The organism is Streptomyces sp. NPDC051136, from assembly GCF_044455745.1.
GTDB lineage: Bacteria > Actinomycetota > Actinomycetes > Streptomycetales > Streptomycetaceae > Streptomyces.
This window is the reverse complement of record NZ_JBITFE010000005.1, coordinates 124,608-150,154: the sequence shown is the minus strand read 5'-3', so window position 1 is coordinate 150,154 and position 25,547 is coordinate 124,608. Positions and strand designations below refer to the sequence as shown.

The window sequence follows — 25,547 nt, the reverse complement described above, 5'->3', positions numbered from 1 at the left end:
CGCTCCGGCGGGGGCCTTCCGCGTCCCTGCATGATGTGCACATGCGTGCTGCCCGCCTCATCAAGATGGTGCTGCTGCTCCAGTCCCGTCCGGCCATGACCGCGGCCGAGCTGGCCCGGGAGCTGGAGGTCTCGGAGCGGACCGTGACCCGGGACGCGCAGGCGCTGTCGGAGGCCGGCGTGCCGGTGTACGCGGAGCGCGGCCGGGCCGGCGGTTACCGTCTCGTCGGCGGCTACCGCACCCGGCTGACCGGGCTGGCCCGGGGCGAGGCGGAGGCGCTGTTCCTGTTCGGGGTCCCGGGGGCGCTGCGCGAGATGGGCCTGGAGGACGCGGCCTCGGCGGCCCGCCTGAAGGTGTCGGCGGCCCTGCTCCCCTCCCTGCGGGACGCCTCCCGTACGGCGGCCCAGCGCTTCCACCTGGACGCGCCGAGCTGGTTCCGCGAGCCCGAGACGCCCGTGCTGCTGCCCGAGGTCGCGGCGGCGGTCTGGGACGACCGGCGCGTCGCCGCGCGCTACCTGCGGGGGCCGGACGAGGTCGTCCGGGAGCTGGAGCCGTACGGGCTCGTGCTGAAGGCCGGCGTCTGGTACCTGTGCGCGAGGGTCGCGCGGGCGACGCACGACGGGGCCTTCCGCGTGTACCGCATCGACCGCTTCACGGCGGTGGAGGCGGGCGAGGAACGCTTCGAACGGGACGAGGCCTTCGACCTGCCCGCGTTCTGGGCGGAGCGGGCCGAGCAGTTCTCGCGGTCCATCCTGCGGGCCGAGGTCGTGGTGCGGCTGTCGGCCGACGGCCTGCGGAGGCTGCCCCACGCCGTCGACGCGCCGGCCGCCCGGGAGGCGCTGGAGGGTGCGGGGGCGCCGGACGCGGACGGCTGGGTGACGGTGACGTTGCCGGTGGAGTCGGAGGAGGTCGCGCACGAGCAGCTCAGGATGCTCGGGCCGGAGGTGGAGGTGCTGGCGCCGGCGGCCCTGCGGGAGCGGTGCGCGCGGGATGCGCGGCGGTCGGCGGGGTTGTACGGGGGGTGACGTCTCGCCGGGGGCGGTGGGTGGGTCGCGTGGTCCGGCGTCGACCGGTGAGCCGGGGTGGGTGCGGGTGCGGGGAGACGCGTGGCCCGGCGCTGCCGCGGTGCCGCTGCGCCCACCCGTGCCGCCCCAGCGGCACGACTGCCCGCAGCTACGGCGGCGCTGCTGCCCACAGCCGCGACGGGGCAGCCGCGTACAACGGGAAAGGGCCACCGGGGGATCGCGGCCGGCAGCCGCGTACGGCGGGAAAGGGCCGCCGGGGGATCGCGGCCGGCAGCCGCGTACGGCGGGGAGGGGACGGGGTGGGGGTGTCCGCCCGCAGCGGTTGGCGCGTCAACGCCCCGAGCCTCTTCAAGTAACCGATTCCGCGCCGTTCCGAGGACGGACACCCCCGCCCCGGCCCCGCACCACCCACCGAACCCAAGGCGCTGCACGCACCCCCACCGAAGCCGCACAGGCCGCCGCAGGCATCCGTAGATAACGATCCGCCGCACTCCACGTGCGCCGTCACCGCCCAGGGCCGATGCTGGACGCGTGATGGACGAGACGGAGTTCTGGGAGCTGATCGATGCCGCCCGGCAGGGCGCCGACGGCGATCCCGAGGACCAGGCAGACCTGCTCGTGGAGCGGTTGCTCGACATGGACCCGGACCTGGTGCTCGACTTCGCCCGTCACTTCGAGGCCCGGTACAACCGCGCCTGCGCCTGGGACCTGTGGGCCGCCGCGTGGATCCTGCTCGGCGGCGCGAGCGACGACGCCTTCGACTTCTTCCGCTGCTGGCTGATCGGCCAGGGCCGTGAGGTGTACGAGGGCGCCGTGCACGAGCCCGACTCGCTCGCCGAGCTGCTGGACGACTTCGACGAGGAGCTGGACGGCGACGGCGAGGAGCTGGGCTACGCGGCCGACGAGGCCTACGAGCAGCTCACCGGCACCGTCGCCCCCGACCTGGGCATCGCGCCCGCCCCCGCGGAGCCGCTGGGCACACCGGTCGACCTGGAGGACGACCGCGCCCTCGCCGAGCGCCTGCCCCGCCTGTGGGCGAGGTTCGGACCGGGCTGAGGCGCGAGCCGGAAGCCGGGACGCCGTCCGGGGCCGCCCGCGCGGCCGGTCAGGCGCGGCCCTGGAGGCGGGCCGCCGTGTCCCTGATGTCCGCGAGCCGCGCGGTGAGGGCCGCGCCGGGACAGCTCGTCGCGTAGCCGTCGTCGTGCCCCGCGACGGCGGGCAGCGTGGCGGTGGCTCCCGCCGCGTACCGGCTGAGGCCGTTGCTGGAGACCAGGGCGACCTTCGCGTGCGGGTCGGTGCCGGTCTCACCGAGCTTCCAGGCCGCCACGGCGGCGATCGCGTCGGTCAGCTCGTCCGGCACGGGCACCCCGGCCGTGTAGGTGCCGAGGGCGGCGATCCCGGTGGTGCGGTGGTTGAACCCCTGCGTGTGGGCACCGGTCACCGGGCGGTCGATACCCCCGGCCCGGCCCTCGTAGATCGTGCCGCAGCGGTCGACGACGAAGTTGTACCCGATGTCGTCCCAGTCCCGCGCACCGGTCTGGCCCTGGTACACACCGCGGAGGATGGAGGGCACGTCGGCGCAGTCGTAGCCGTTCGGCGTGTCGGTGTGGTGGACGAAGACGGCGACGACCCTGTCGTCGTAGCGCGGGGCCGGCTGCGCGCGGGCGGCGCCGCCCAGCCAGACCGACCGGGGCACGATGTCGGGCCGCGGCGCCGCGTAGCGGTCGGCGGCGGAGGCGGCCGGGCCGGCATCGGCGTCGGCCGCCCGTTCCACCCCGTTCGCGCACAGGAAGAGGGCGGCGACGGCGGCCAGCCCCGGCAGGGCGCCGAGCAGCGCCCGGACCGCGACCGGCAGGCGGGGGGCGCCGGCCGTCCGGGCGGCCCGTCGCTCCCGGGCCCGGCGCGGTCCTCGGAAGACTCGCATGGTCCTACTGTCCGGCGGATCCGCTCTGTCCGCGATGTGTGCGATGCCACCCGGTGGAACCATCGTCCCGGTGCCCGGCGTTTCACGGTGGACCGCACACGTTCGCCGACCGCGCCCCCGAGGGACTCGACCGATTTTCGGACAGGTGTGCGCCTCGGACTGATCGACCGGCCCGTACGGCACGTACTGAGGGCCCAGGGCTCCGGCAGAAAGGCGGTTCGCGTGGACCTGCTCGACCCCGTGCTGGCGCTGGTGGTGCTGGCCTACGCGGCTTCGGGGTACCGGCGCGGCCTGGTGGCCGGCTGCGTGTCGCTGGCCGGCTTCGTGGGCGGTGCGGTGCTCGGCGTGTGGCTGCTGCCGTGGGTGACGGACCTGGTGGCGCGGGGCTCGACCGCGGCGACGGCGGTCGCGGTGGTCACGGTGCTGCTGCCGGCCATGGTGGGCCACGAGCTGGCGGGGCGGCTCGCGCTGCGCCTGCGCCGGGAGCTGGCCGCCGGCCCGCTCCGGGTGGCCGACGGCGTCGGCGGGGCGGTGGCGCACGCGGCGGCGGCGCTGATCGTGGCGTGGGTGGCGGCGAGCGTGCTGGCGGCGTCCTCGTCGTCGCTGCTCACCTCGGCGATCCGGGGCTCGGCCGTGCTGGACGCGGTGCAGCGGGTGATGCCCGACACCACCCCGGCGTGGTTCTCCCGGGCGACGTCCGCGCTGGCCGACGCCGGGTTCCCCCAGGTCTTCAACCCGTTCGAGAACGAGTCGGCCGCCGAGGTCGCGAAGCCCTCCGGCGACAGCGTCACGCCCGCGGCCACCCGGGCCGCCAGGCTCGGCACGGTGAAGGTGGAGGGCGTCGCCGGCGCCCAGGGCCGCGAGGGCAGCGGCTTCGTGTACGCGCCGGAGCACGTGATGACCAACGCCCACGTGGTGGCCGGCATCGACGACCCGACCGTGCGGATCGGCGGCGTGGGCCCGGCGTACGAGGCGCGGGTGGTGCTGTTCGACCCGGACAAGGACGTGGCCGTGCTGTACGTCCCCGACCTGAGGGCGCCGGTGCTGCGGTTCGACGAGGACGCCGCGCGCGGCGACGCGGCGGTGGTCGCGGGCTATCCGCAGGACGGGGCCCTGGATCTGCGGGCGGCGACGGTGGCGAACCGGATCCGGGCCACCGGCCGGAACATCTACGGCGACGAGAGCGTGACGAGGGAGATCTACTCGATCCGCTCCACGGTCCGCCCCGGCAACTCGGGCGGACCGCTGCTGACCACCGACGGCCGGGTGTACGGCGTGGTCTTCGCCCGTTCCACCTCGGACGCGGAGACCGGGTACGTGCTGACGGCGGCCGAGGTGGCCCCCGAGGCGCGCAGCGCGGCGGACGCCACGCGGGCAGTGGACACGGGCGAGCCGGTCACGTCGTGAGCGCGTCCCCTGCCGGACCTGCCGGACCTGCCGGGCTCGCCGGGCCGTCCGGGCCTGCCGGACCGTCCGGACCGGTCAGCATCTGCCCCATCAGCACGTCGTCGGCGTACCGGCCGTCCAGGAGGAACTCCTCGGGCTGCACGCCCTCGACGACGAAGCCCTCCGACTCGTACAGCCCCCGCGCGGCGGTGTTGTGGCCGAGGACCCGCAGGGTGATTCGGCGGAAGCCGCCCTGCCGGGCCTCCTCGACGGCGGCCCGGACCAGGGCCCGGCCCACGCCGTGCCCGCGGGCGGCGCCGGCGACGGCGAGGCCGCGGATCTGACGGACGTGGGTGTTGGAGGCGAGCGGGGTGGGGAGGCCGAGGCGGACGTACCCGACGACGGCGCCGTCGAGTTCGGCGACCAGGTGGGCGTCGGGCCCGCAGGTGTCGCGGAAGAACGGGTCGTCCGGCCCCGGCGGGGGCGAGACGGCGTGCAGGTGGGACCAGGTCTCCAGGTCGATCCGGCGCAGCGGCTGCTCGTCCTCGGGCCTGGCTCGGCGTATGTGCGGGGCTGGCATGGCGATCACTGTACGGCGCGGTGGCCGGGACCGTTCCGTGGTTTTCCCCGGGCGACCCGGCAGGATGGGCCCATGGACGACGGACAGGTGGACGGCGGGCGCAGGGGCGGACGTTCGGGCGGGGGGCGGTCCCGCGTCGCGGTGGCCGGCGCGTCCGGTCTCATCGGCGGCGCGCTGGCGCGCTCCTTGGCCGCGGACGGGCACGAGGTGGTGCGCCTGGTACGGCACGACCCCGCCGGAGCGGACGAGGTCCGCTGGGATCCGGAGCACGGGCGGGTGGACGCGGCCGGTCTCGAGGGGTGTGACGCCGTGGTCAACCTGGCCGGCGCCGGGGTGGGCGACCGCCGCTGGACCGACGCGTACAAGACGCGCATCCGCACCAGCCGGGTGCACGGCACGACGGCGCTGGCGGAGGCCGTCGCCTCGATGGAGCGGCCGCCGCGCGTGTTTGTGAACGGCAGCGCGATGGGCTACTACGGGCAGACCGGTGACCGTCCCGTGGACGAGAGCGCTCCGGCCGGAGAGGGTTTCCTGCCGGCCCTGTGCGTGGAGTGGGAGGCCGCGGCCGCCCCGGCCCGCGAGGCGGGCGTGCGGACGGTGTTCACCCGGACCGGTCTGGTCGTCGCGCGCGGCGGCGGGGCCTGGGGGCGGCTCTTCCCGCTCTTCCGGGCGGGGCTCGGCGGTCGGCTGGGCGACGGCTCGCAGTACTGGTCCTTCGTGGCGCTGCACGACGAGGTGGCGGCCGTCCGGCACCTGATGGACCGGGACGACCTGTCCGGCCCCTTCAACCTGACCGCCCCGCGGCCGGTGACGAACCGTGAGGTCACGCTGGCCATGAGCAGGGTGCTGCACCGGCCGGCGCCGTTCGCGGTGCCCGCGCCGGTGCTGCGGGCGGCGCTGGGCGAGATGGCGGGCGACGTACTCGGCAGCGCCCGGGTACTGCCGGCCCGCCTCCTGGAGTCGGGCTTCCGCTTCGCGTTCCCGGAGATCGACGGGGCGATCCGGGCGGCGCTGTAGAGGCACCACGGCGTCGTACACCGGCCGGGCGTCCGGACCGCGTCCGGGCCCGTGACCGGCCAGACGCCCCGACCACCGGCCGACCGCCTGTCCGACCCCCTGACCGGCCAGACGCCCCGACCACCCGCCGACCGCCCTCGACCCCTTGCCCCCCGGCAGACCACGGGCCGCCGCCCAACCCGCACCGATCGATACCGACCGACCCCGACCGCACGGCAACCACACCGCACCCGCATGCGACCACTGTGCGACCGTGTGCTGCTCCCGTGCGACTCCCGCTGACCGCTTCGAGCCCTAGCCTCGTCTTGAACTCGGGTATTCCTCAAGCCTGTTGGGGGCATGACGTCTCCAGCGGCCGCGCAACCTCGAGGAGGGGCACGTGTTTGAGCCCGCGTACCAGGCGGACGTCGTCGTCGTGGGAGCCGGGATCGCCGGACTCGCCGCGGCTCAACGGCTGACCGGCGCAGGAGTGACGACCACGGTCCTGGAGGCCGCCCACACGGTGGGCGGCCGGATGGCCACGGAGAAGGTCGACGGTTTCCGGCTCGACAGAATCGGACAGCTGCTGTCCACGGCGTATCCCGAACTGCGCCGCACCCCAGGGCTGGACGGCCTCGCGCTGCTGCCCTTCGCCCCCGGCGTCCTGCTGCACAGCGAGGGACGCCACCACCGCGCGGGCGCCCCGGCGGGTGTACGGAGCGCACGGGGCGCACTCCATGCTGTGCGCGCCCTCGCGAGCGCCCCCCGCTCCATCCCCGCGCCCCGGCGCACGGTGAACGCGCCCGGTCCGTCCGGTGAACCCGCCGCACCCCGCACCCGCGCCGGCGCCCCGCTCGGCACCGCCGTCGACCAGGCCCGGCTCGGTGCCGCGCTGGCCCGGCTCGCGCACACGCCGGCCGAGCGGCTGCTGGCCCGGCCGGAGCTGCCCGCCGCCCGCGCACTGGCCGCCCGCGGACTGCCGCCCCGCACGATCGAGGGCTTCCTGCGTCCGCTGCTCGCCGCCCTGCTGTGCGACCCGGACCTGACGACGTCCAGCCGGTGCGCGGACCTCGCGCTGCGCGCCTTCGCCTGCGGCCGGCTCGCCCTGCCCGAGGGCGGTGCGGAGGCGCTGCCGGAGCACCTGGCGCGGTCGCTGCCGCCGGGCACCGTGCGCACCGGGGTGCGCGTCACCTCGGTGGCGACCAACGCCGTGACCACCGCCGAGCACGGCGTCATCCGCTGCCGGGCCGTCCTCGTGGCGACCGACGCCCGCGCCGCCGCCGAGCTGCTGCCGGGCCTGCGGGTGCCGGACTTCCACCCGGTGACGGTGGTGCACCACACGACCGACGAACCGCCGACGACCGGCGCGTCCCTGCTGCTCGACGCCGACCGGGGCGGTCCGGTGGCCCACACGGCGCTGGTCAGCCGGGTGGACCCGTCCCGCGCGCCGGCCGGCCGCACCCTCGTCTCCTCGACGGTCCTCGGCCCGCCCCCGCCCGACCTGGACACCGCCGTGCGCATCCACCTCTCCCGCCTCTACGGCACCCCCACCACCCGCTGGGAGACCCTCGCCGTGCACCACACGCCCGAGGCGGTGCCCGCGATGCGCCCGCCGCACGACCCGCGCAGGCCGGTACGGCTGCTGGCCGGGCTGTACGTGTGCGGCGACCACCGCGACACCAGCACCCCCCAGGGCGCCCTGCACTCGGGCCTCCGGGCGTCGGCAGCGATCCTGTCGGACCTGGGGGCGGGCCGGCCAATGCACGCGGCGGAACCGACGGCGACCGCCCACGCGGCCTAGACAGGGAGTGTCGTCCGGACGCCCAGGGCCCCCTCCCCCCCTGCTATCCCAGGGCCGCCACCTTGTCCCGGTACCCCCGTACCGGGGCGGCGTCCCGATACGGCTCCAGGCGGCGCTCGAAGTCGCGGACGTACTCCGTGGCCCGTACCGAACGCATTTCGGCCGCCTGGCCGGCCGCTTCGGCGGCCAGCTGGCAGGCCTGGTCGAGTTCGCCGAGCCCCAGCCGGGCGGTGGCGAGGACGACCCGGCAGAAGAGCCTGCTGCGGGCGTAGACGGGGGCGCGCAGCTGCAGCGAGCGTTCCGCGTGCTGGGCGGCGGCGCGGAACTGCTGGAGGTCGCGGTGGCAGTGTCCGAACTCGTCGGCGAGCTGCGCCTCGTCGAAGAAGCGGGCCCAGTGCGGCACCTCGTCGCCGGGCCGGGCGGCCTCCAGCGCCCGCTCGGCCCGCACCAGGGCCGCGGTGCAGGCCCGCACCTCGCCGAGGAGGGCGTGCGCCCGCGCCTCGGCGGCGTGCAGCAGCGTCTGCACGACCGGCGGCGCCGAGGTCCCCACGCCCTGCTGCGCCACCCGCGCCAGCTGCACGGCCTCGCGCCCGTGGCCCAGGTAGACGGCCTGCCGGCTCATGGTGACCAGCACGTACGAGCCGTACGCCCGGTCCGCCGCCGCCTGCGAGAGCCGCAGCGCCTGCACGAAGTAGCGCTGGGCCAGCCCGTGCGCGGCGATGTCGTACGAGGTCCAGCCGGCGAGCCGGGTCAGGTCGGCCGCGGCGGCGAAGAGGCGGCGGCCGGTCTGCTCGCCGTAGGTGCCGCGCAGCATCGGCTCCAGCTCGTGCTCCAGGTAGCGCACCAGGGCCTGGCGGGCGTGTCCGCCGCCGTACCGGTCGTCGAGGCTGCGGAACAGCTCACCGACCGAGCGCAGCGCGGCGAGGTCGCCCCCGCCGACCTTCTGCCCCGGGCCCCGCTCGGCCTGGGCCCGGCGCCGGGACGGGTCGAGCGGGACGGCGAGCCCGGGGGTCATGGGGCGGCCCTGCGCGGGGATGCGGACGGGCACCTCGGCGCGGGCCACCTTCTCGTCGGCCCGGCCGATCAGCCAGTCACGGCTGGGCACGACGAGTCCGGCCGGTGTGAAGGCGATCTTCCGCAGTTCGGCGTGGGAGCCGGAGTCCTTGCGCCACAGCCCGCCGACGATGTCGACCGCCTCGTCCGGGCTCCCGGCGAACTCCAGGCCCGCGTAGACCGGCGCGCAGGCGTCCAGGCCGAGGTCCTGGGCGGTCAGGCGGCGGCCCAGGCGCCGGGTGAAGACCTCGGCGATCAGGGCCGGGGTGGTGCCGCGGGGCTGCTGGCCGCGCAGCCACCGGGTGACGGACGTCTTGTCATATCTGAGGTCCAGGCCGTGTTCGAGTCCGAGCTGGTCGACGCGACGCGCGAGACCCGCGTTCGAGAACCCCGCTTCGGCGATGAGCGCGGCGAGCTGGCGGTTGGGGGTGCGCTGCGCGGGTCGTTCCGTCATGGTGCGGTGCGGTCTCCTGCCTTCCGGGTGTTCGAAGTGCCCGGAGCGCCTGTGAGCAGCCCTTATGGCCTCGTGAACGGCGCGAATGTAGCGGAGAGTAAACACCCGATCGCACAATTCGCCCGGCATTCATCCGATCGTGTGAGGATCGCCCACCCGGCTGACGGCGCGCGGACGGTCGTACAGTGGCGTGGGCACGCTTCGTGCCTTACGACCTTGCAGGGAGGCACGTGCCGTGAGTGAGCTGCGCTTCGTCCGGATGGGCTTCGGTGCCGAACGCGTCGAGTACCAGGAGGCGTGGGACGAACAGCGCCGGGTGCACGCCGCGCGGTTCGCCGACGAGGTTCCCGACACCGTGCTGCTCCTCGAACACCCGCCGGTCTACACCGCCGGCCGGCGCACCGAGGAGAGCGAGCGTCCGCTGGACGGCACCCCGGTGATCGACGTGGACCGCGGTGGCAAGATCACCTGGCACGGCCCCGGCCAGCTGGTGGGCTACCCCATCCAGAAGCTCCCGCGTCCGGTCGACGTGGTGGCCCACGTCCGCCGTCTGGAGGAGGCCCTGATCCGCACCTGCGCGGAGTTCGGCCTGGAGACCACCCGGGTGGAGGGCCGCAGCGGCGTCTGGGTCCTCGGCGATCCGGTCGAGCAGCGCCCGAAGCTCGGTGGCCTGTCCCTGGACTTCGACCCGCGCCTGACCGACGACGAGTTCGACCCCCGCCTGAACGGCCCCGAGTACGCCCCGTCCAACGCGGGGCAGCGCCGCGAGGACCGCAAGATCGCCGCGATCGGCATCCGGGTCGCCAAGGGCGTCACGATGCACGGCTTCGCGCTGAACGTGAACCCCGACAACCAGTGGTTCGACAAGATCATCCCCTGCGGCATCCGCGACGCGGGCGTCGCCTCCCTGGCGAACGAACTCGGCCGCGACGTGACCATCGAGGAGGTCCTCCCGGTCGCCGAGCGCCACCTGCGCGACGTCCTGGAGAACGCGGACCTGAAGCCGAGGGTCATCGAGAAGGCCCCGGCGGCATAGATCCAGCCGGCGGCACGAATCCAGCGCCGGGCGGCATAAATCCAGCCCGTCCGGCGTTTGAGGACGAGGCCCGTTCGGGGCCGAAGCGGGGGCCTGGGGGCGGCAGCCCCCAGCAGGACCAGCACCAACGCCGACCAACAAATCAACGGGCGTACCCTGAAGAACGCCGAAGAATCAAACGCTAGGGAGCCGGTCGTGTCCGCAGTCGCACCCGACGGACGCAAGATGCTGCGCCTGGAGGTCCGCAACAGCCAGACCCCCATCGAGCGCAAGCCCGAGTGGATCAAGACCCGGGCGAAAATGGGCCCCGAGTACACCAAGATGCAGAACCTCGTGAAGAGCGAGGGCCTGCACACCGTCTGCCAGGAAGCCGGCTGTCCCAACATCTACGAGTGCTGGGAGGACCGCGAGGCGACCTTCCTCATCGGCGGCGACCAGTGCACCCGGCGTTGTGACTTCTGCCAGATCGACACCGGCAAGCCGGAGGCGCTCGACCGCGACGAGCCGCGCCGCGTCGGCGAGTCCGTCGTCACGATGGACCTGAACTACGCCACCATCACCGGCGTCGCCCGCGACGACCTGCCGGACGGCGGCGCCTGGCTGTACGCGGAGACGGTGCGCCAGATCCACCAGCAGACCGCCGGCCGCGAGGCCGGCCGCACCAAGGTCGAGCTGCTCGCCCCCGACTTCAACGCCGTGCCGGAGCTGCTGCGGGAGGTCTTCGACTCCCGCCCCGAGGTCTTCGCGCACAACGTCGAGACGGTCCCGCGGATCTTCAAGCGCATCCGCCCCGGCTTCCGCTACGAGCGCTCCCTGAAGGTCATCACGGACGCCCGCGACTACGGCCTGGTCACCAAGTCGAACCTGATCCTCGGCATGGGCGAGACCCGCGAGGAGATCAGCGAGGCGCTCAAGCAGCTGCACGAGGCCGGCTGCGAGCTGATCACCATCACGCAGTACCTGCGCCCGTCCGTGCGCCACCACCCCGTGGAGCGCTGGGTCAAGCCGCAGGAGTTCGTGGAGCTGAAGGAGGAGGCCGAGCAGATCGGTTTCTCCGGCGTGATGTCGGGCCCGCTGGTGCGTTCCTCGTACCGCGCCGGACGGCTCTACGGGATGGCCATGGAGCAGCGCCGCTCCGCCACCGTGTGAACTCCCGCACAAGTTACTACTGGCCAGTAATGGCCGAGGTGCCGCGGCCCCGACCGTCCTCGCTGATGAGGGCACCGGTCGGGGCCGCGCATCCGTTCCGGCACCCGGCCACGCGACTTCATGTGCGTTTGACCGGCGGGTCACGCCCTGGTAACACCAATCAGTGACCCTGGAATCACAGCACGTACACCACCATGTACACCCGTCTCCGGGAACCGGAGCCGTACCGAGGGGGACCTCCGCGATGCAGGCCGCACCCGTTCGTGCCACCGCCGCTCGTGACACCGTCGTCCGTGCCACCGCCATCCCGTCGTTCACCACCGCCCTGCGGGCCGTCGAGTCGCTGCTGATGAGCGGCGGCCAGCGCACCGCCCGGCGCAACGCGTGGAACTCCGTCCTGGAGGACCGCCGTCGCGCCAAGGACCGCATCGAGACGGAGCGCGCACTGCGGCAGTCCGTCGCCGGCCGGCCCTGACCGCACGCCCGGCCGCCCGCCCGGCGCGCCGGCGGCGCCGTCCCGCCGCGATCCCGCCTCCCCCGCCGGGCACTGCCGTCGTCGGCGCTTCCGGGGGCACGTAGACTTCGTGCCATGGCGAGGAAGGAACCTGCAGCGGACGCTGCAAACCCCGGGCGACTGAAGCAGATCGCTCTGACCTACAAGATGACCCGCAAGGCCGACAAGAAGATCGGTCTTGTGCTCGCGGGTGTCGGCATCGTCGTCTTCGGTGTCCTCCTCGGGATCGGTTTCTTGATCGGTCACCCCATCTATCTCGGCATCCTGGGCCTGCTGCTCGCCTTCCTCGCGACGGCGATCGTCTTCGGGCGCCGGGCCGAGCGGGCGGCCTTCGGGCAGATGGAGGGACAGCCGGGCGCGGCGGCGGCCGTACTGGACAACATCGGCCGTGGCTGGACGACCACCCCGGCGGTGGCGATGAACCGCAACCAGGACGTGGTGCACCGCGCGGTCGGCAAGGCCGGCATCGTGCTGGTCGCGGAGGGCAACCCGAACCGGGTGAAGTCCCTGCTCGCGGCCGAGAAGAAGAAGATGAACCGCATCGTCGCCGACGTCCCCGTGCACGACCTGATGGTGGGCACCGGCGAGGGGCAGGTCGAGCTGAAGAAGCTGCGCACGACCATGCTCAAGCTGCCCCGTGTACTGTCCGGCCCGCAGGTCACCGTGACCAACGACCGGTTGCGCGCCCTGGGCGACCTGATGAGCAACATGCCGCTGCCCAAGGGCCCGATGCCGAAGGGCATGCGGATGCCCCGGGGCGGCAACCCCAGGCAGCGCTGACCCCTCAGGGCTCCGGCAGGACTCCGGAGCGCCGGTACGCCGATGGGGGCGGCCCGATCACTCGGGCCGCCCCCATCGGCGTACCACCGCCGTGCTCACCGGGCGTCGCACTCGCCCCGCGAGGCGTCAGGTCCGGACTTCCACCGTGCGGGCCAGCCGGTCGTGCAGGCCGCGGCCGTCGCGGTCCCAGATCAGCGCCGGCAGGGCGAGGCACAGCAGGACCGAGCGGAGCAGGGCGCGCAGCGGGCTGGGCCGGCCGGTGGCGAGGTCCACCACCCGCAGGCCGAAGAGGCGCTTGCCCGGGGTGAAGCCGATCGTGCCGACGGTCAGCACGCTCAGCACGAAGAAGATCAGCAGTGCCCAGTTGCTCGCCGTCTGCCCGTAGCTGCCCGTGATCAGGCCGTATGCGATCAGGACGCACAGGGCCCAGTCGACGGCCAGCGCGCCGAGGCGCCTGCCCGGGCGGGCGATCGAACCCGGCCCCTCCTCCGGCAGACCCAGCTGCTCACCGCGGTACCCGAGATCGGTGCCGCCCTCCTCGATGGCCGCGCGGGGGCCGGAGAGCCACGATCCGATTGCTTGCCTGTTGTCCACCCGACCACGGTACTGCGCCGGTCCGCGAAGCCGGGACGGTGGGGTGTGACGGGGGCCGATGCGGCCTAGGCTGGGAGGGAGCCGGTTAACTTCTGCGAAACAAATGGGTCACGCCCGAGAAATCACCCGTCCCTAGGGTCGAGGGAGCGTGGGCCACCCGCACTGGCCGCACGAACGATCTACCACCCCGGCGGGACGGTCGGGAGTAGGAGGAGCTGGATGTTCCAGAACGCCGACGACGCCAAGAAGTACATCGCGGACGAGGACGTCAAGTTCGTCGATGTCCGGTTCTGCGACCTGCCGGGCGTCATGCAGCACTTCACGTTGCCCGCCGAGGCGTTCGACCCCGACGACGAGCAGGCCTTCGACGGATCCTCGATCCGCGGCTTCCAGGCCATCCACGAGTCGGACATGTCCCTGCGCCCCGACCTGTCCACCGCGCGCATCGACCCGTTCCGCCGGGACAAGACGCTCAACATCAACTTCTTCATCCACGACCCGATCACGGGCGAGCAGTACTCCCGCGACCCGCGGAACGTGGCGAAGAAGGCCGAGGCGTACCTGGCCTCCACGGGCATCGCCGACACCGCGTTCTTCGGCCCGGAGGCGGAGTTCTACGTCTTCGACTCCGTCCGCTTCGCCACCAGCGCGAACGAGTCCTTCTACCACATCGACTCCGAGGCCGGCGCCTGGAACACCGGTGCCCTGGAGGACAACCGCGGTTACAAGGTCCGCTACAAGGGCGGCTACTTCCCGGTCCCGCCGGTCGACCACTTCGCCGACCTGCGCGCCGAGATCTCCCTGGAGCTGGAGCGGTCCGGCCTGAAGGTCGAGCGCCAGCACCACGAGGTGGGCACCGCCGGCCAGGCGGAGATCAACTACAAGTTCAACACGCTGCTCGCGGCCGCCGACGACCTCCAGCTCTTCAAGTACATCGTGAAGAACGTGGCCTGGAAGAACGGCAAGACGGCGACCTTCATGCCGAAGCCGATCTTCGGTGACAACGGCTCGGGCATGCACGTCCACCAGTCCCTGTGGTCGGGCGGCGAGCCGCTCTTCTACGACGAGCAGGGCTACGCCGGCCTGTCGGACACCGCCCGCTACTACATCGGCGGCATCCTCAAGCACGCCCCGTCGCTGCTGGCCTTCACCAACCCGACGGTGAACTCCTACCACCGCCTGGTGCCGGGCTTCGAGGCCCCGGTGAACCTGGTGTACTCGCAGCGCAACCGCTCGGCCGCGATGCGCATCCCGATCACGGGCTCGAACCCGAAGGCCAAGCGCGTCGAGTTCCGCGCCCCGGACGCCTCCGGCAACCCGTACCTGGCCTTCTCGGCGCTGCTGCTGGCGGGCCTGGACGGCATCAAGAACAAGATCGAGCCGGCCGAGCCGATCGACAAGGACCTCTACGAGCTGGCTCCCGAGGAGCACGCGAACGTGGCGCAGGTCCCGACCTCGCTGGGCGCCGTCCTGGACCGCCTGGAGGCCGACCACGAGTTCCTCCTCCAGGGCGACGTTTTCACGCCGGACCTGATCGAGACGTGGATCGACTTCAAGCGCGCCAACGAGATCGCGCCGCTCCAGCTGCGTCCGCACCCGCACGAGTTCGAGATGTACTTCGACGTGTGATCGACGCCCCACGCCGTTCCGGCCGGCGCCCCCGTCCCCGTTTCCCGGGGGCGGGGGCGCCGTCGTGCGTGGCCGAAAACACTTCACAGGGTGAGCGCGGGCCGGGATCATGTCCACTGACACGGTTGTCCGAGTCAGGTTGCACGTCGGGGGGACGGGGAGAGTGCCGGAGATGGCGGAGCCAGGCGACGAGGAGCGCGAGTTCGACCTGAGGTGGGCGGACGGTGCCGAGCACAAGGAGCCCTCGGCGCGGGCGCGGATGCTCGCCGCACGCTGGAAGGAGAACCCTCCCGGCCCGGTCCCCTTCCGCGCCGACCCCGACCACGTGGGCTCCGGCCGCCGGTCCTCGTGGGTGTCCACCGCGGTGGTGCTCGGCTGCGTGGCCGCGGTGATCGTGCTGCTCGGTTACGTCAATTTCCGGGCGCCGTACTAGGGCCGACACGGCCGCCCGGCGCCGCCGGGTTCAGCGGAAGGCCTCGACGTGACGGGCGGCCCAGTCGGCGAAGGAGCGCGGGGCACGGCCGAGGACGCGCTCGACGTCCGGGCTGACGCGCAGCTCGGCCGGGCTCGGGTCGCCGAGGATGTCGAGGGTGTCGTCGGCGAGTTCCGCCGGCATGCTCAGGGCCATGGCGGCCCTGGCCTCCTCGCGGGTCAGCTCGTGGAAGGCCACCGGCGAGCCCAGGGCGGCGGCCAGGGCCTCCGTCTGGCCGCGCGGTGTGATCACCTCCGGGCCGGTCAGCTCGTAGGCGGCGCCGGCGTGCCGGTCCTCCAGCAGGCAGGCCGCCGCCACCGCGGCGATGTCCGCCGGGTCGACGACCGGCACTCCGACGTCGCCGAAGGGCGCGGCGACGACCCCTCGCTCCCGGACGGACTCCGCCCACCACAGCGCGTTGGAGGCGAAGCCGCCCGGCCGCAGGACGGCCCACTCCAGGCCGGACTCCCGCAGCGTGTCCTCCAGTTCGCGCATCGCGATCCGCGTTCCCCCGAAGGGTCTGGTCACCACGCCGAGCGTGGAGAGCAGGACGACCCGGCGGACGCCGCCGCGCGCGGCTTCGCCGATGAGGTCGGCGGCGTCGGCGCCCGTGGCGTGCAGGTCGCCGGAGAGCAAGAGGAACATCGACTTCGCCCCGGCCAGCACGGGCCGCAGGGCGGCGGGCTCGGCGAGATCGGCCACCACGTGGCGGACGCCGTCCGGCACCGCCGCCGGATGCCGCGACACCGCCGTCACCTGCTCGCCCGCCTCCGCCAGTGCCCGCGTCAGCGGCCGGCCGATGTTTCCGGTCGCCCCGGTCACCACGATCATGATCAGCTCCCTCTCGGATCCTTCCCGGATCCCGTCCTGGATGGAGGGCTCACGCTAGGACCGAGGGCTAACTATGGGTAAGGGCATACCTGTAGGTAAGCTCATGACATGACGGAAGGCCTGCAGCACCGGAGGGTCGAGACCGGCCGGCGCTATGACGTGTTTCACACCGACTGCCTGGCGCGCGACATGGTCGACCATGTGACCAGCAGGTGGGGCATCTGGGTGCTGATCTCCCTGCGCCACAACGACCTGCGCTTCTTCGAACTGCGCGAGAGCATCCAGGGCATCAGCGAGAAGATGCTCGCCCAGACCCTGCGCCTCCTGGTGGCGGACGGCCTGGTCTGGCGGGAGGTCGAGCCGACGACGCCGCCCCGGGTCACGTACGGACTGACCGAGTTCGGCCGGGACATCGGTGAGCCGCTGACGGAGCTGTTCGACCGGATCACCCGCCGGCTGTCGTTGCCCGGCACCGGCACCGGCACCCCCTAGCCGGGACACGAAGCCCTCCGGTCCGCGGGCCGCCGGTTGTCAGTGGGGTCGGGCACGATGTCCCCACCGAGGACGCGACGCGCGTACGGACGGGTGGAGGGCCTGCATGGGTGAGGACGTACGACGGCACATCGGGACGGCCGAGCGGCGGGACCGGCTGGCCCTGCGGCAGCTGCTGACGGCGTCCGCGCGGGCGCGGAGCCCGGAGGAGGTCGCCGGTGCACTGGTCGCGCTGCACGGCACGGACCCGGCGACGGTGCACCTGGCCGTGGGCGCGCGGCTGGCGGACAGCGCGAAGACCGTGGCGGAGACGGAGCGCGCGCTGTACGACGACCGGTCGCTGGTCCGGATGCACGGCATGCGGCACACGGTGTTCGTGTTCCCGACGGAGCTGACGGCCGTCGTGCACGCCTCCACCGGACGGACCGTCGCCGCCCGGGAGCGGGCCAGGCTGCTCAAGAACATGGCGGAGGCCGGGGCCCCGGACGCCGCCTGGCTGGCGGAGGTCGAGGAGTCGACGCTGGCCGCGCTGGCCCGGCGCGGCCAGGCCACGGCGGCCGAGCTGGCCCGTGACGAGCCGCGCCTGAAGGAGCAGTTCGCCTACGCGGCCGGGAAGAGCTACGAGGGCGTGCACACCGTCTCCACCCGTCTGCTGCGGGTGCTGGGCGTGGAGGGCAAGGTGGTGCGGGGCCGGCCGCTGGGCTCGTGGACGTCCGGCCAGTTCCGCTGGGCGCCGGCGCCCGAGCATCCCGAGCTGGACCCGGGCGGCGCCCAGGCCGAGCTGTTGGGCCGGTGGCTGGCGGCGTGCGGTCCGGCGACCGAGGACGACCTCAAGTGGTGGACCGGGTGGCGGGTGACGGAGGTGCGCCGGGCGCTGACCGCGATCGGCGCGGAGGCGGTCTCCCTGGACGAGGGCACGGGGTACGTCGTCGCCGGTGACGCCGGCCCCGTCGCCGGTCCCGCCGAGCCGTGGGCGGCGCTGCTGCCCGGCCTGGACCCGACGGCGATGGGCTGGCAGCAGCGGGACTGGTACCTCGCCCCCGGGCTGCGGCCGGCGCTCTTCGACGGCAGCGGCAACGTCGGTCCGACGGTGTGGTGGAACGGCCGGGTGATCGGCGGCTGGGCCCAGCGCGCCGACGGCGAGATCGTCTGGCGGGTCCTGGAGGGTGAGGGCGTCGGCCGGGAGGCGGCGGCCGCGATCGCGGCGGAGGCCGAGCGGCTGGCGTCCTGGGTGGGCACGACCCGGATCACGCCCCGGTTCCGGACGCCGCTGGAGCGGGAGTTGTCGGCGTAGGTCACCGCGCGGCGCCGGTCGGGTGAGTCGGCCCGTCCGAAGACCCTCCGGGGGGCGAGGGCAAGGCCCGTCAGGGCCGAAGTGGGGACCCGGGGGCGGCAGCCCCCAGGGCCGGTGGCACGAGCGCCGGGCACCGTGGACGACACGGCACCCGGCGCCGAGGTCACCGCGAGTACCGCATCAACGCCCGCACCATGTGGCACGTGGTGTCCGACGGCGGGTGGACCCCGATGGTCAGCGCGGCGCTCCGGATCCTCTCGTCGCGCGCCTGGGCGGGCAGGTAGACGCCGGAGTCCAGCAGGGCGATGGCGAGGCGCATCGCCTTGAGCCGGCGGTTGTGCGACACGTACCACTCGCGGGGGCGGCCCGCCGGCAGCGGACGCTTCTCCACGGGCTCGTACGGCAGGTCGAGCAGGACGGGCCGCTTGGCGGTGGACTGGGTGGGCAGCGGCTTCGGCTTCAGTGCGGCAGCGGGCACGGGCATCCTCCTGTCGCGGTCGGGGCGCCGTCGGACCACCCGGCGACACCCTCGAACACTGCTTCTATTTTACCGCCCCCCACTGACAAAAGCCCCTGCGCACAAGGGCTTTCGGGGCCGCTGTGACCCCCGTGGTGAACGAGTTCGCGCACCCCTCCGGTTACCGTGTGCGGCATGGAGATCTGGATCAATCCGGCCTGTTCGAAGTGCCGCAGCGCGATCAGCCTGCTCGACGCCGAAGGGGCCGACTACACCGTCCGCCGTTACCTGGAGGACGTGCCGAGCGCGGACGAGATCCGCGAGGTGCTCACCCGGCTCGGGCTCGAACCGTGGGACATCACCCGCACCCAGGAGGCGGCCGCCAAGGAACTGGGCCTGAAGGACTGGCCCCGCGACGAGGCGTCACGCGACCGCTGGATCTCCGCGCTCGCCGGTCACCCGAAGCTGATCCAGCGGCCGATCATCACGGCGGACGACGGGACGGCCGTGGTGGGGCGCACCGACGAGGCGGTCCGGGAGGCCCTGTCCCGGTAGTCCGGGAACCGAGAGTGTGACACAGGTTACGTGCGCGCGTCGACGCGACCGGTGAGCAACTCCGTTCGGTATCTCGTACATAGCGGCGTACGCTCCCCTACCTCTTCAGGAGGCGCGCATGTCGCGCAGGAGAACTCTCGGCACGAAGAAGAAGATCGCGCTACTGGTGGGCGCCGCCACGGTGGCCGGCGGCGGCGCCTTCGTCATGGCGAACGCCTCGAACGCCGCGCAGACCACCCAGGAGGCGCGGACGACGGCCGCCCGGGACTCGGGCGTCTGCCAGGGGCTGGCCACCGCGCTCGGCAACAACCAGCGGTTCATCGAGGGCCAGCGGGCCGAACCCGACGCGCTGTCCCAGGCCCGGATCGAGAACCGCGAGGCGGTCGTCGCGGAGATCGAGCGCAAGCAGGCGGCGTCGGGCTGCGCGGTCGGGGAGTCGGCTCAGGACTCCCAGGCCGCGCCGCCGGCCCAGAGCGGCTCCCCGTCCGCGCAGCCGCCGCAGGCCGGGCAGGAGGCGGGCCAGGACGCCGGCCGAGACACCGGGCAGGAGACCGGAGAGCAGGCCGGCGACCAGGCCGGCGGGGCCGGGCAGGCAGGCGACCAGGCTGGCGAGCAGGTCTGCGCCGGTTCCACCGTCACCCTCTCCGGCGAGGGCGGCGCGCCCGCCGCCTCCAGCAACCAGTTCCCGGTGGGCACCGAGCTACGGGTGACCAACCTCGACAACGGCAAATCCACGACCGTCGAGGTCACCTCGGTCTCGGGCAGTTGCGCGCTCCTCAACAACGCGGCGTTCGAACAGGTGCGGGAGGAGGGCAAGTTCCTGATCCGGCGCGCGCTGATCGAGAAGGTCGGCTGACGATCAGCCGGCCGGTGCGGCGAGGAAGCCGCCGAGGCGCTGCCCCAGTCCGGACGGCGCGGACTGCGGCAGCGCGTGGTGGGACACGTCCGGCAGGACCACCGTCTCCGCGTGCGGCAGCAGGGTCCGCGCCCGGGCCACCACCTCGGCGGCGTCGTGCGTCCTGCTGTTCCCGGCCAGGAGCAGCAGGACCGGCACGTCGAGGGCGCGCAGGGCCTGCGGGGCCGGGCGCGGCCCGGTGACCGGCCTGCGCTCCGGGAAGCCGGCGGCGGCCTCCTGGAGGGCGAGCCAGTCGGCGTCGAGCGGGGTCGCGCCCGTCTCCCAGTCCAGGAAGGCGCGCACCCGGCGGGGCGTGGGCCGCAGCAGCATCGGCAGCGCGTGCAGCAGGTAGGCCGCCTTGAGCCCGGCGAAGCACTGGGTCGGGTCCAGGAGGAACAGGCGGCGTACCCGGCCGGGTGCGTGCAAGGCGTGGTGCAGGGCGATCCAGGCGCCGTAGGAGTGCCCGCCGAGGTCGGTCTCGGCGATGCCTAGGCCGTCGAGGAGCGCGTCCAGCCAGCCGGTGAGGTCGGCGACCGTACGGGGGTGCCGGTCGCCGGCCGGGAGGCTGCGCCCGGGGGCACCGATCAGGTCGACGGCGTGCACGCGGTGGGTGCGGGACAGCTCGGCGGCCTGGGCGTACCAGGACGCGGAGGTGGCCGCGCCGCCGCCCGGCAGCAGGACGAGGGGGCGGCCGTCGGCCGGGCCGGTCACGTGGACGTGCGTCTGACCGAACGGGGTGGGCACGGTCACCGCCTCGGTCCCCGCGGGCCACTTGGCCATGACCTTGTCGTAGGCGTCGTGGAATCGGCCTGCGTCGTACGAACCGCGCGCGCTCATGGGCGTGCCCCCTGTCCCGTTCGCTCCCCTGGTCCCTGCATTTCCCTGCGTCCCCGCTAGTATCTCGCCGAACGAGATACTTGTCGAGCGAGATGATCGTGAAGGAGGGTGCCGGATGTCCGACCGGGGACCGGAGATGGAGATCGTCCACCTGTTGCGGGCGCTCACCGTGGAACTGGGCGCGCACAGTGCGCGGTTCGCTCAGCGCAACGGCATGCACCCCACCGACGTCCGCGCGCTCATCACGCTCATGGACGCCGCGCGGGCGGGCGAGGCGCTGACCGCCGGGCACCTGGGCGCCGCGCTCGGGCTGAACTCGGCGGGGACGACGGCGCTGGTGGACCGCCTCGAGCGGGCGGGGCACGTGCGGCGGGTGCGTGACGAGCGGGACCGGCGCAAGGTCACCGTCGAGGTGGACGAGCACGCGGTCGCGCTGGGCTGGTCCCACTTCGGGCCGCTGATCGCCCGCGCCGTGGAGCTGCTGAGTGGATACGACGCACGCGAACGGGCCGCGATCGAGCACTTCCTGACCGGCATGCGGGAGGCGGCCGGCGACGACGTGAGTGAGTCGCACCACAACGAGCCCGGGTAACACGGGGTTCACACACGGGCAACGGTCGGGAAATCGCCCGTTGGCACGCTGCACGGCAGTAGACGCGGCGCCCCTGCCGCCCAGCGCCGCAGCACCCGCGAGAGCGCCCAGACCACCCCGAAGGATGTGGCCCCCGTGACCTTCAAGGCCGAGTACATCTGGATCGACGGCACCGAGCCGACGGCCAAGCTCCGTTCCAAGACGAAGATCATCACGGATGCTCCGGCCGGCCTGGACGCGCTGCCCGTCTGGGGCTTCGACGGCTCCTCCACCAACCAGGCCGAGGGCAACTCCTCGGACTGCGTGCTGAGGCCGGTCTTCTCCTGCCCCGACCCGATCCGCGGCGGCGACGACATCCTGGTGCTGTGCGAGGTCCTCGACACGGACATGACGCCGCACCCGAGCAACACCCGCGCCGAACTGGCCGAGCTGGCCGAGCGTTTCGCCGCGCAGGAGCCGATCTTCGGCATCGAGCAGGAGTACACCTTCTTCAAGGGCGCCCGCCCGCTCGGCTTCCCCGAGGGCGGCTTCCCGGCCGCGCAGGGCGGCTACTACTGCGGTGTCGGCTCGGACGAGATCTTCGGCCGCGACGTCGTCGAGGCGCACCTGGAGAACTGCCTCAAGGCCGGTCTCGGCATCTCCGGCATCAACGCCGAGGTCATGCCCGGCCAGTGGGAGTTCCAGGTCGGCCCGCTGGCGCCGCTGGAGGTCTCCGACCAGCTGTGGGTGGCCCGCTGGCTGCTCTACCGCACGGCCGAGGACTTCGGGGTCTCCGCCACCCTCGACCCCAAGCCGGTCAAGGGCGACTGGAACGGCGCGGGCGCGCACACCAACTTCTCCACCAAGGCGATGCGCGAGGGTTACGACGCGATCATCACGGCCGCCGAGTCCCTCGGTGAGGGCTCCAAGCCGATGGACCACGTCAAGAACTACGGCGCCGGCATCGACGACCGCCTCACCGGCCTGCACGAGACCGCCCCGTGGAACGAGTACTCCTACGGCGTCTCCGACCGCGGCGCCTCGGTGCGCATCCCGTGGCAGGTCGAGAAGGACGGCAAGGGCTACATCGAGGACCGCCGCCCCAACGCCAACGTCGACCCGTACGTGGTGACGCGGCTGCTCGTCGACACCTGCTGCACGGCGCTGGAGAAGGCCGGCCAGGTCTGAGACCGGCCCGCGCCGTCAGTGGCGCGTGCGAGGGTGGGGACATGGAGATCGACGATGTCCTCGCCCTCAAGGTCGAGACGGAGAACGGGCGGACGCACACCGGGCTGCGGGCGGCGGAGCTGCGGGAGCTGGTCGCGCGGATCGGCCGTGCCGGCGACCGCTTCCTGGTGGTGCAGCGGATACCGGACATCCCCGACGTGTTCGCCCAGGTGTGGCACGAGGACGGCGAGGGGTACCGGTTCGAGTACCGGGCCGCCGTGGACGCGTTCTTCGGTGCCGACCTCGGCGATCCGCACCGCGTGGCCGGGCTCCTGACCGGCTGGGCCCGCCAGGAGCCCGGATGGGAGGCGGGCGTCGTCTGGGAGGCGGTCGACCTCGGGCCCCGCGAGGACGTTCCGGAGCTGCCGGACGAGGTCCGGCGGCAGACGGAGCGGCTGATCCGGGAGCGGCTGCGCTGCGGGTACGACACCCGCAAGGTGCTGGTGCAGATCGCGGAGGAACACCTCGTCGGCGGCGAGTACGGCGAGCGGCCGGTCTCCCGCGACCAGGCCCGGCAGTTGGTGGACCGGCTGTGGCTGGAGCAGGTGGCCGAGCAGGAGAGCTGGGGCGGGGAGAGCACCGACCCGGACCGGCTCACCCGGGTCTTCGAGGCCCTGGACGGGGCCGGTATCACCGCCCGGGAGAACTTCACCTGCTGCCGGGGCTGCGGCACGGCGGAGATCGGCGCGGAGCGCCGGGGCGCCCGGGGCTTCGTCTTCTTCCACCGGCAGAGCACCGAGGCCGCCGCCGAGGGCCACGGGCTCATGCTGCACTACGGCGGTTTCGACGGCTCGGAGGAGACGACCACGGCCGTCGGGCACGAGGTCGTGGCGGCGTTCGCGGACTCCGGCCTGTCCACGCAGTGGGACGGCGACCCGGGCCGGGCGATCGAGGTCGCCCCGCTGAACTGGCGCAAACGGCTGGTGGGGTGACCGTTTCGACGTCCGGATCAGGCCAGTCGGCGTCCACGCACTGAGAGGACTCTCCTCTCCCCCGCCGCCGTCTGCTTCAATGGGCCCATGGCCAGCTTCCGGAAGTACGCAGCGACGGGTCGCCATGACCTCGAGCCCTTCTGGCCTTCCCGTCAGCACGACGACTTCGACCGGGTGTGTTGCCGCGCGACGATCGCGCCGGCCCGCTAGGAAGCCGAACTCCCAGGCCTTCCGCGCCTGCCGCCGGTGCGCACGACGTACGTCCCGCGACGCGCCCGACCACGAACTCGCGCCCGTCGCCCCTCCCGACGAACCTCTCGCGCGAAAGAGCTGACGTCTCATGGCGACCCCCCGTTCCCTGTCCACCGTCACCCTCGGCTCCCCCGCCGCCCGTCCCGACTCCGGCAGCCCACGGCACCGGCTGCGCGCCGTCGATCCGGACGAGGTGGTGAACGTCGCCGACCTGCTGCCGCCGGGCGCCACCTGGCTGCCCGCGCCCCCGCACACCCTCCCGGCGCTGCCGGGTCACCCGCCGATGGTCGGCTACCTGGTGCTCGTCCCGGCCGACCAGCAGCCGCCCTTCGGGGACCCGGACCGGAGCCGGGACCGGATCGCGGGCCCCCCGGCGCACAGCCCGGCCCGAGGACAGGTCCCGGGCGAGAACCCGCTCGTCCGGATCGACCCGGCCCGGCGCACCGCGGCCGTGGAGGGCCGCGAACTCGACCTGACCTACCTGGAGTTCGAACTGCTCGCCCATCTCGTCGCGCATCCGCACCGGGTCCACACCCGCGACCAGCTGGTCACCACGGTGTGGGGCTACGGACACGTGGGCGACGGCCGCACCGTCGACGTGCACGTGGCCCGGCTGCGCCGGAAGCTCGGCGCGGAACACCGGCAGACGATCCAGACGGTGCGCCGGGTCGGTTACAAGTACACGCCGCCCACCGGCCGCTGACCCCGGCCGCCCCTCTGCCGACGGCAGAGGACCGTTCCCCGCGAAGCCCGCGCCCGGCACAGTGGCGGCATGAGGCTACTGGTGCTGGGCGGTACGGAGTTCGTGGGGCGGGCCGTGGCCGAGGCGGCGCTCGGCCGCGGGTGGCAGGTGACCGTCCTGCACCGCGGACGGCACGCCCCGCCGCCCGGGGTGCGGGCGCTGCACGGCGACCGCACCGCGCCCGACGGGCTCGCCGCCCTGGCCGAGGGCACCTGGGACGCCGTCGTCGACACCTGGTCGGCGGCGCCCCGCGCGGTGCGGGACGCGGCGCGGCTGCTGCGGGGCCGCGCCGGACGGTACGTGTACGTGTCGAGCTGCTCGGTGTACGCCTGGGCGCCGCCCGCCGGGTACACCGAGGACGCCCCGCTCGTCGAGGGCGCCTCGGCGGACGCCGGGCAGCGCGACTACGCCCGGGACAAACGGGGTGCCGAGCTGGCCGCCGTGGAGACCTTCGGCGCGGACCGGTCGGTGCTGGTGCGGGCCGGGCTGATCCTCGGCCCGTACGAGAACGTCGGCCGGCTGCCGTGGTGGCTGAACCGGGTCGCCCGCGGCGGCCCGGTCCTCGCGCCCGGCCCGCGGGACCTGCCCCTGCAGTACGTCGACGTCCGCGACCTCGCCGACTGGACGCTCGGCGCGGTCGACCGGGAGCTGGGCGGACCGTACAACCTCGCCTCCCGGCCGGGGCACACCACCATGGGCGGACTGCTCGACGCCTGTGCGAGGGCCACCGGCGGCGCGGCGGAGCTGCGCTGGACGGCCCCCGAGACGGTGCTCGCCGCCGGCGTCGAGCCGTGGGGCCGGCTGCCGGTGTGGACGCCGCCGGGCAGCGACCTGCACGACGCGCTTCAGGGCGCGGACGTCTCCCGTGCCCTGGCCACGGGCCTGTCCTGCCGCCCGGTCGGTGACACGGTGGCCGACACCTGGTCCTGGCTGCGGGGCATCGGCGGTACCGCGCCGCAGCGCCCCGACCGGCCGCCGGTCGGCCTCGACCCTGAGACGGAGGCGAGAATCCTCGCGGCCGACACCACCCGACCCGGCGGAGGTGTACCTGGCACCACCCCCTGACCGG

At 73.7% G+C, this 25,547-nt stretch carries 27 protein-coding genes; 20 read left to right on the top strand and 7 right to left on the bottom strand.

From position 1 onward, the window contains the following. The first annotated feature begins 41 nt into the window (after window positions 1-41). Together ACIBCJ_RS15960 and ACIBCJ_RS15955 are read left to right on the top strand one after the other, a co-directional pair. On the top strand, window positions 42-1,025 hold the full coding sequence (locus ACIBCJ_RS15960; protein ID WP_365980129.1) for a WYL domain-containing protein: 984 nt from the start codon (window positions 42-44) through the stop codon (window positions 1,023-1,025). 534 nt (window positions 1,026-1,559) lie between these two features. Further along, window positions 1,560-2,081 carry a DUF4240 domain-containing protein gene (locus tag ACIBCJ_RS15955; RefSeq protein WP_362505578.1) on the top strand — a complete coding sequence of 174 codons (522 nt, stop codon included), beginning with the start codon at window positions 1,560-1,562 and terminating at the stop codon, window positions 2,079-2,081. Between the two features lie 49 nt (window positions 2,082-2,130). Here the strand turns inward: ACIBCJ_RS15955 and ACIBCJ_RS15950 are convergent, their stop codons facing one another. Then, on the bottom strand, window positions 2,131-3,012 hold the full coding sequence (locus ACIBCJ_RS15950) for a peptidoglycan recognition protein (RefSeq protein WP_362102998.1): 882 nt from the start codon (window positions 3,010-3,012) through the stop codon (window positions 2,131-2,133). A 159-nt stretch (window positions 3,013-3,171) separates the two neighbouring features. Between ACIBCJ_RS15950 and ACIBCJ_RS15945 the strand changes: the two genes are divergently transcribed. Further along, on the top strand, window positions 3,172-4,356 hold the full coding sequence (locus ACIBCJ_RS15945; protein ID WP_365980128.1) for a MarP family serine protease: 1,185 nt from the start codon (window positions 3,172-3,174) through the stop codon (window positions 4,354-4,356). Here ACIBCJ_RS15945 and ACIBCJ_RS15940 read toward each other — a convergent pair. Next, window positions 4,346-4,915 (bottom strand): GNAT family N-acetyltransferase, encoded by a 570-nt coding sequence (locus ACIBCJ_RS15940; RefSeq protein WP_365980127.1) that lies wholly within the window; start codon window positions 4,913-4,915, stop codon window positions 4,346-4,348. The two genes, ACIBCJ_RS15945 and ACIBCJ_RS15940, sit on opposite strands and share 11 nt — an antisense overlap. 72 nt (window positions 4,916-4,987) lie before the next feature. On the opposite strand from ACIBCJ_RS15940, the gene ACIBCJ_RS15935 reads away from it, so the two are divergent. Both ACIBCJ_RS15935 and ACIBCJ_RS15930 read left to right on the top strand, forming a co-directional pair. Then, on the top strand, window positions 4,988-5,932 hold the full coding sequence (locus ACIBCJ_RS15935) for a TIGR01777 family oxidoreductase (RefSeq protein WP_362103004.1): 945 nt from the start codon (window positions 4,988-4,990) through the stop codon (window positions 5,930-5,932). Between the two features lie 379 nt (window positions 5,933-6,311). Then, window positions 6,312-7,712 (top strand): NAD(P)/FAD-dependent oxidoreductase, encoded by a 1,401-nt coding sequence (locus tag ACIBCJ_RS15930; protein WP_362103006.1) that lies wholly within the window; start codon window positions 6,312-6,314, stop codon window positions 7,710-7,712. Between the two features lie 43 nt (window positions 7,713-7,755). Here ACIBCJ_RS15930 and ACIBCJ_RS15925 read toward each other — a convergent pair whose 3' ends face one another. Beyond that, complete coding sequence (locus tag ACIBCJ_RS15925) at window positions 7,756-9,219, bottom strand: regulator (RefSeq protein ID WP_365980126.1); 1,464 nt, start codon at window positions 9,217-9,219, stop codon at window positions 7,756-7,758. 235 nt (window positions 9,220-9,454) lie between these two features. Between ACIBCJ_RS15925 and lipB the strand changes: the two genes are divergently transcribed. From lipB to ACIBCJ_RS15905, 4 genes are all read left to right on the top strand, one after another. After that, window positions 9,455-10,255, top strand: coding sequence for a lipoyl(octanoyl) transferase LipB (gene lipB / locus ACIBCJ_RS15920; RefSeq protein WP_362103010.1), 801 nt, complete (start codon window positions 9,455-9,457; stop codon window positions 10,253-10,255). Window positions 10,256-10,450: 195 nt separating this feature from the next. After that, window positions 10,451-11,404, top strand: coding sequence for a lipoyl synthase (gene lipA / locus ACIBCJ_RS15915; RefSeq protein ID WP_133888330.1), 954 nt, complete (start codon window positions 10,451-10,453; stop codon window positions 11,402-11,404). Between the two features lie 244 nt (window positions 11,405-11,648). Beyond that, complete coding sequence (locus tag ACIBCJ_RS15910) at window positions 11,649-11,879, top strand: hypothetical protein (protein WP_133888329.1); 231 nt, start codon at window positions 11,649-11,651, stop codon at window positions 11,877-11,879. Window positions 11,880-11,993: 114 nt separating this feature from the next. Beyond that, window positions 11,994-12,698, top strand: coding sequence for a DUF4191 domain-containing protein (locus tag ACIBCJ_RS15905; protein WP_362103013.1), 705 nt, complete (start codon window positions 11,994-11,996; stop codon window positions 12,696-12,698). 126 nt (window positions 12,699-12,824) lie between these two features. Here ACIBCJ_RS15905 and ACIBCJ_RS15900 read toward each other — a convergent pair whose 3' ends face one another. After that, window positions 12,825-13,292: an RDD family protein gene (locus ACIBCJ_RS15900; protein ID WP_133888327.1), complete on the bottom strand. Its 468-nt coding sequence runs from the start codon at window positions 13,290-13,292 to the stop codon at window positions 12,825-12,827. Window positions 13,293-13,511: 219 nt separating this feature from the next. Between ACIBCJ_RS15900 and glnA the strand changes: the two genes are divergently transcribed. Both glnA and ACIBCJ_RS15890 read left to right on the top strand, forming a co-directional pair. Further along, window positions 13,512-14,921 (top strand): type I glutamate--ammonia ligase, encoded by a 1,410-nt coding sequence (gene glnA, locus ACIBCJ_RS15895; RefSeq protein ID WP_133888326.1) that lies wholly within the window; start codon window positions 13,512-13,514, stop codon window positions 14,919-14,921. Between the two features lie 172 nt (window positions 14,922-15,093). Continuing rightward, complete coding sequence (locus tag ACIBCJ_RS15890; RefSeq protein WP_362103016.1) at window positions 15,094-15,354, top strand: hypothetical protein; 261 nt, start codon at window positions 15,094-15,096, stop codon at window positions 15,352-15,354. 30 nt (window positions 15,355-15,384) lie between these two features. Here the strand turns inward: ACIBCJ_RS15890 and ACIBCJ_RS15885 are convergent, their stop codons facing one another. After that, complete coding sequence (locus ACIBCJ_RS15885; protein WP_362507668.1) at window positions 15,385-16,224, bottom strand: NAD(P)H-binding protein; 840 nt, start codon at window positions 16,222-16,224, stop codon at window positions 15,385-15,387. 108 nt (window positions 16,225-16,332) lie between these two features. On the opposite strand from ACIBCJ_RS15885, the gene ACIBCJ_RS15880 reads away from it, so the two are divergent. Continuing rightward, the gene (locus ACIBCJ_RS15880; protein ID WP_362103020.1) at window positions 16,333-16,716 is read left to right on the top strand and encodes a helix-turn-helix domain-containing protein; all 384 of its coding nucleotides are present in this window, start codon (window positions 16,333-16,335) and stop codon (window positions 16,714-16,716) included. Window positions 16,717-16,822: 106 nt separating this feature from the next. Beyond that, a complete protein-coding gene (locus ACIBCJ_RS15875) occupies window positions 16,823-18,010 on the top strand; it encodes a winged helix DNA-binding domain-containing protein (RefSeq protein ID WP_362507665.1) in 1,188 nt (395 codons plus the stop codon). 163 nt (window positions 18,011-18,173) lie between these two features. On the opposite strand, the gene ACIBCJ_RS15870 is transcribed toward ACIBCJ_RS15875, so the two are convergent. Further along, window positions 18,174-18,488 carry a hypothetical protein gene (locus ACIBCJ_RS15870; protein WP_362103024.1) on the bottom strand — a complete coding sequence of 105 codons (315 nt, stop codon included), beginning with the start codon at window positions 18,486-18,488 and terminating at the stop codon, window positions 18,174-18,176. Window positions 18,489-18,662: 174 nt separating this feature from the next. Here ACIBCJ_RS15870 and ACIBCJ_RS15865 point away from each other — a divergent pair, with 174 nt between their 5' ends. Both ACIBCJ_RS15865 and ACIBCJ_RS15860 read left to right on the top strand, forming a co-directional pair. After that, window positions 18,663-19,022: an arsenate reductase family protein gene (locus ACIBCJ_RS15865; protein WP_362103026.1), complete on the top strand. Its 360-nt coding sequence runs from the start codon at window positions 18,663-18,665 to the stop codon at window positions 19,020-19,022. Between the two features lie 118 nt (window positions 19,023-19,140). Continuing rightward, window positions 19,141-19,878, top strand: coding sequence for a hypothetical protein (locus ACIBCJ_RS15860; RefSeq protein WP_365980124.1), 738 nt, complete (start codon window positions 19,141-19,143; stop codon window positions 19,876-19,878). A 3-nt stretch (window positions 19,879-19,881) separates the two neighbouring features. On the opposite strand, the gene ACIBCJ_RS15855 is transcribed toward ACIBCJ_RS15860, so the two are convergent. Beyond that, window positions 19,882-20,754 carry an alpha/beta fold hydrolase gene (locus tag ACIBCJ_RS15855; RefSeq protein WP_365980123.1) on the bottom strand — a complete coding sequence of 291 codons (873 nt, stop codon included), beginning with the start codon at window positions 20,752-20,754 and terminating at the stop codon, window positions 19,882-19,884. Window positions 20,755-20,869: 115 nt separating this feature from the next. Here ACIBCJ_RS15855 and ACIBCJ_RS15850 point away from each other — a divergent pair, with 115 nt between their 5' ends. From ACIBCJ_RS15850 to ACIBCJ_RS15830, 5 genes are all read left to right on the top strand, one after another. Next, complete coding sequence (locus ACIBCJ_RS15850; RefSeq protein ID WP_365980122.1) at window positions 20,870-21,346, top strand: MarR family transcriptional regulator; 477 nt, start codon at window positions 20,870-20,872, stop codon at window positions 21,344-21,346. Between the two features lie 135 nt (window positions 21,347-21,481). Further along, window positions 21,482-22,513, top strand: a complete 1,032-nt coding sequence (gene glnII, locus ACIBCJ_RS15845) for a glutamine synthetase (protein ID WP_362103032.1) — start codon at window positions 21,482-21,484, stop codon at window positions 22,511-22,513. Between the two features lie 41 nt (window positions 22,514-22,554). Further along, window positions 22,555-23,484: a DUF6891 domain-containing protein gene (locus tag ACIBCJ_RS15840; protein ID WP_365980121.1), complete on the top strand. Its 930-nt coding sequence runs from the start codon at window positions 22,555-22,557 to the stop codon at window positions 23,482-23,484. Window positions 23,485-23,824: 340 nt separating this feature from the next. Next, the gene (locus ACIBCJ_RS15835) at window positions 23,825-24,439 is read left to right on the top strand and encodes a winged helix-turn-helix domain-containing protein (protein WP_365980120.1); all 615 of its coding nucleotides are present in this window, start codon (window positions 23,825-23,827) and stop codon (window positions 24,437-24,439) included. 69 nt (window positions 24,440-24,508) lie between these two features. Next, window positions 24,509-25,543: an SDR family oxidoreductase gene (locus ACIBCJ_RS15830; RefSeq protein WP_362103038.1), complete on the top strand. Its 1,035-nt coding sequence runs from the start codon at window positions 24,509-24,511 to the stop codon at window positions 25,541-25,543. The last annotated feature ends 4 nt before the right edge of the window (window positions 25,544-25,547 follow it).

Excerpts from the sequence above, each read along its gene's own strand:
- ACIBCJ_RS15830 (WP_362103038.1), top strand. The coding sequence starts at position 24,509 with ATGAGGCTACTGGTGCTGGGCGGTACGGAGTTCGTGGGGCGGGCCGTG.
- ACIBCJ_RS15950 (WP_362102998.1), bottom strand. The coding sequence starts at position 3,012 with ATGGTTCCACCGGGTGGCATCGCACACATCGCGGACAGAGCGGATCCG.
- ACIBCJ_RS15960 (WP_365980129.1), top strand. The coding sequence starts at position 42 with ATGCGTGCTGCCCGCCTCATCAAGATGGTGCTGCTGCTCCAGTCCCGT.
- ACIBCJ_RS15905 (WP_362103013.1), top strand. The coding sequence starts at position 11,994 with ATGGCGAGGAAGGAACCTGCAGCGGACGCTGCAAACCCCGGGCGACTG.
- ACIBCJ_RS15890 (WP_362103016.1), top strand. The coding sequence starts at position 15,094 with ATGGCGGAGCCAGGCGACGAGGAGCGCGAGTTCGACCTGAGGTGGGCG.
- ACIBCJ_RS15925 (WP_365980126.1), bottom strand. The coding sequence starts at position 9,219 with ATGACGGAACGACCCGCGCAGCGCACCCCCAACCGCCAGCTCGCCGCG.
- ACIBCJ_RS15865 (WP_362103026.1), top strand. The coding sequence starts at position 18,663 with ATGGAGATCTGGATCAATCCGGCCTGTTCGAAGTGCCGCAGCGCGATC.
- ACIBCJ_RS15850 (WP_365980122.1), top strand. The coding sequence starts at position 20,870 with ATGTCCGACCGGGGACCGGAGATGGAGATCGTCCACCTGTTGCGGGCG.
- ACIBCJ_RS15940 (WP_365980127.1), bottom strand. The coding sequence starts at position 4,915 with ATGCCAGCCCCGCACATACGCCGAGCCAGGCCCGAGGACGAGCAGCCG.
- ACIBCJ_RS15860 (WP_365980124.1), top strand. The coding sequence starts at position 19,141 with ATGTCGCGCAGGAGAACTCTCGGCACGAAGAAGAAGATCGCGCTACTG.
- ACIBCJ_RS15910 (WP_133888329.1), top strand. The coding sequence starts at position 11,649 with ATGCAGGCCGCACCCGTTCGTGCCACCGCCGCTCGTGACACCGTCGTC.
- ACIBCJ_RS15885 (WP_362507668.1), bottom strand. The coding sequence starts at position 16,224 with ATGATCGTGGTGACCGGGGCGACCGGAAACATCGGCCGGCCGCTGACG.
- ACIBCJ_RS15955 (WP_362505578.1), top strand. The coding sequence starts at position 1,560 with ATGGACGAGACGGAGTTCTGGGAGCTGATCGATGCCGCCCGGCAGGGC.
- glnA (WP_133888326.1), top strand. The coding sequence starts at position 13,512 with ATGTTCCAGAACGCCGACGACGCCAAGAAGTACATCGCGGACGAGGAC.
- ACIBCJ_RS15855 (WP_365980123.1), bottom strand. The coding sequence starts at position 20,754 with ATGAGCGCGCGCGGTTCGTACGACGCAGGCCGATTCCACGACGCCTAC.
- ACIBCJ_RS15835 (WP_365980120.1), top strand. The coding sequence starts at position 23,825 with ATGGCGACCCCCCGTTCCCTGTCCACCGTCACCCTCGGCTCCCCCGCC.
- ACIBCJ_RS15880 (WP_362103020.1), top strand. The coding sequence starts at position 16,333 with ATGACGGAAGGCCTGCAGCACCGGAGGGTCGAGACCGGCCGGCGCTAT.
- ACIBCJ_RS15935 (WP_362103004.1), top strand. The coding sequence starts at position 4,988 with ATGGACGACGGACAGGTGGACGGCGGGCGCAGGGGCGGACGTTCGGGC.
- ACIBCJ_RS15875 (WP_362507665.1), top strand. The coding sequence starts at position 16,823 with ATGGGTGAGGACGTACGACGGCACATCGGGACGGCCGAGCGGCGGGAC.
- ACIBCJ_RS15840 (WP_365980121.1), top strand. The coding sequence starts at position 22,555 with ATGGAGATCGACGATGTCCTCGCCCTCAAGGTCGAGACGGAGAACGGG.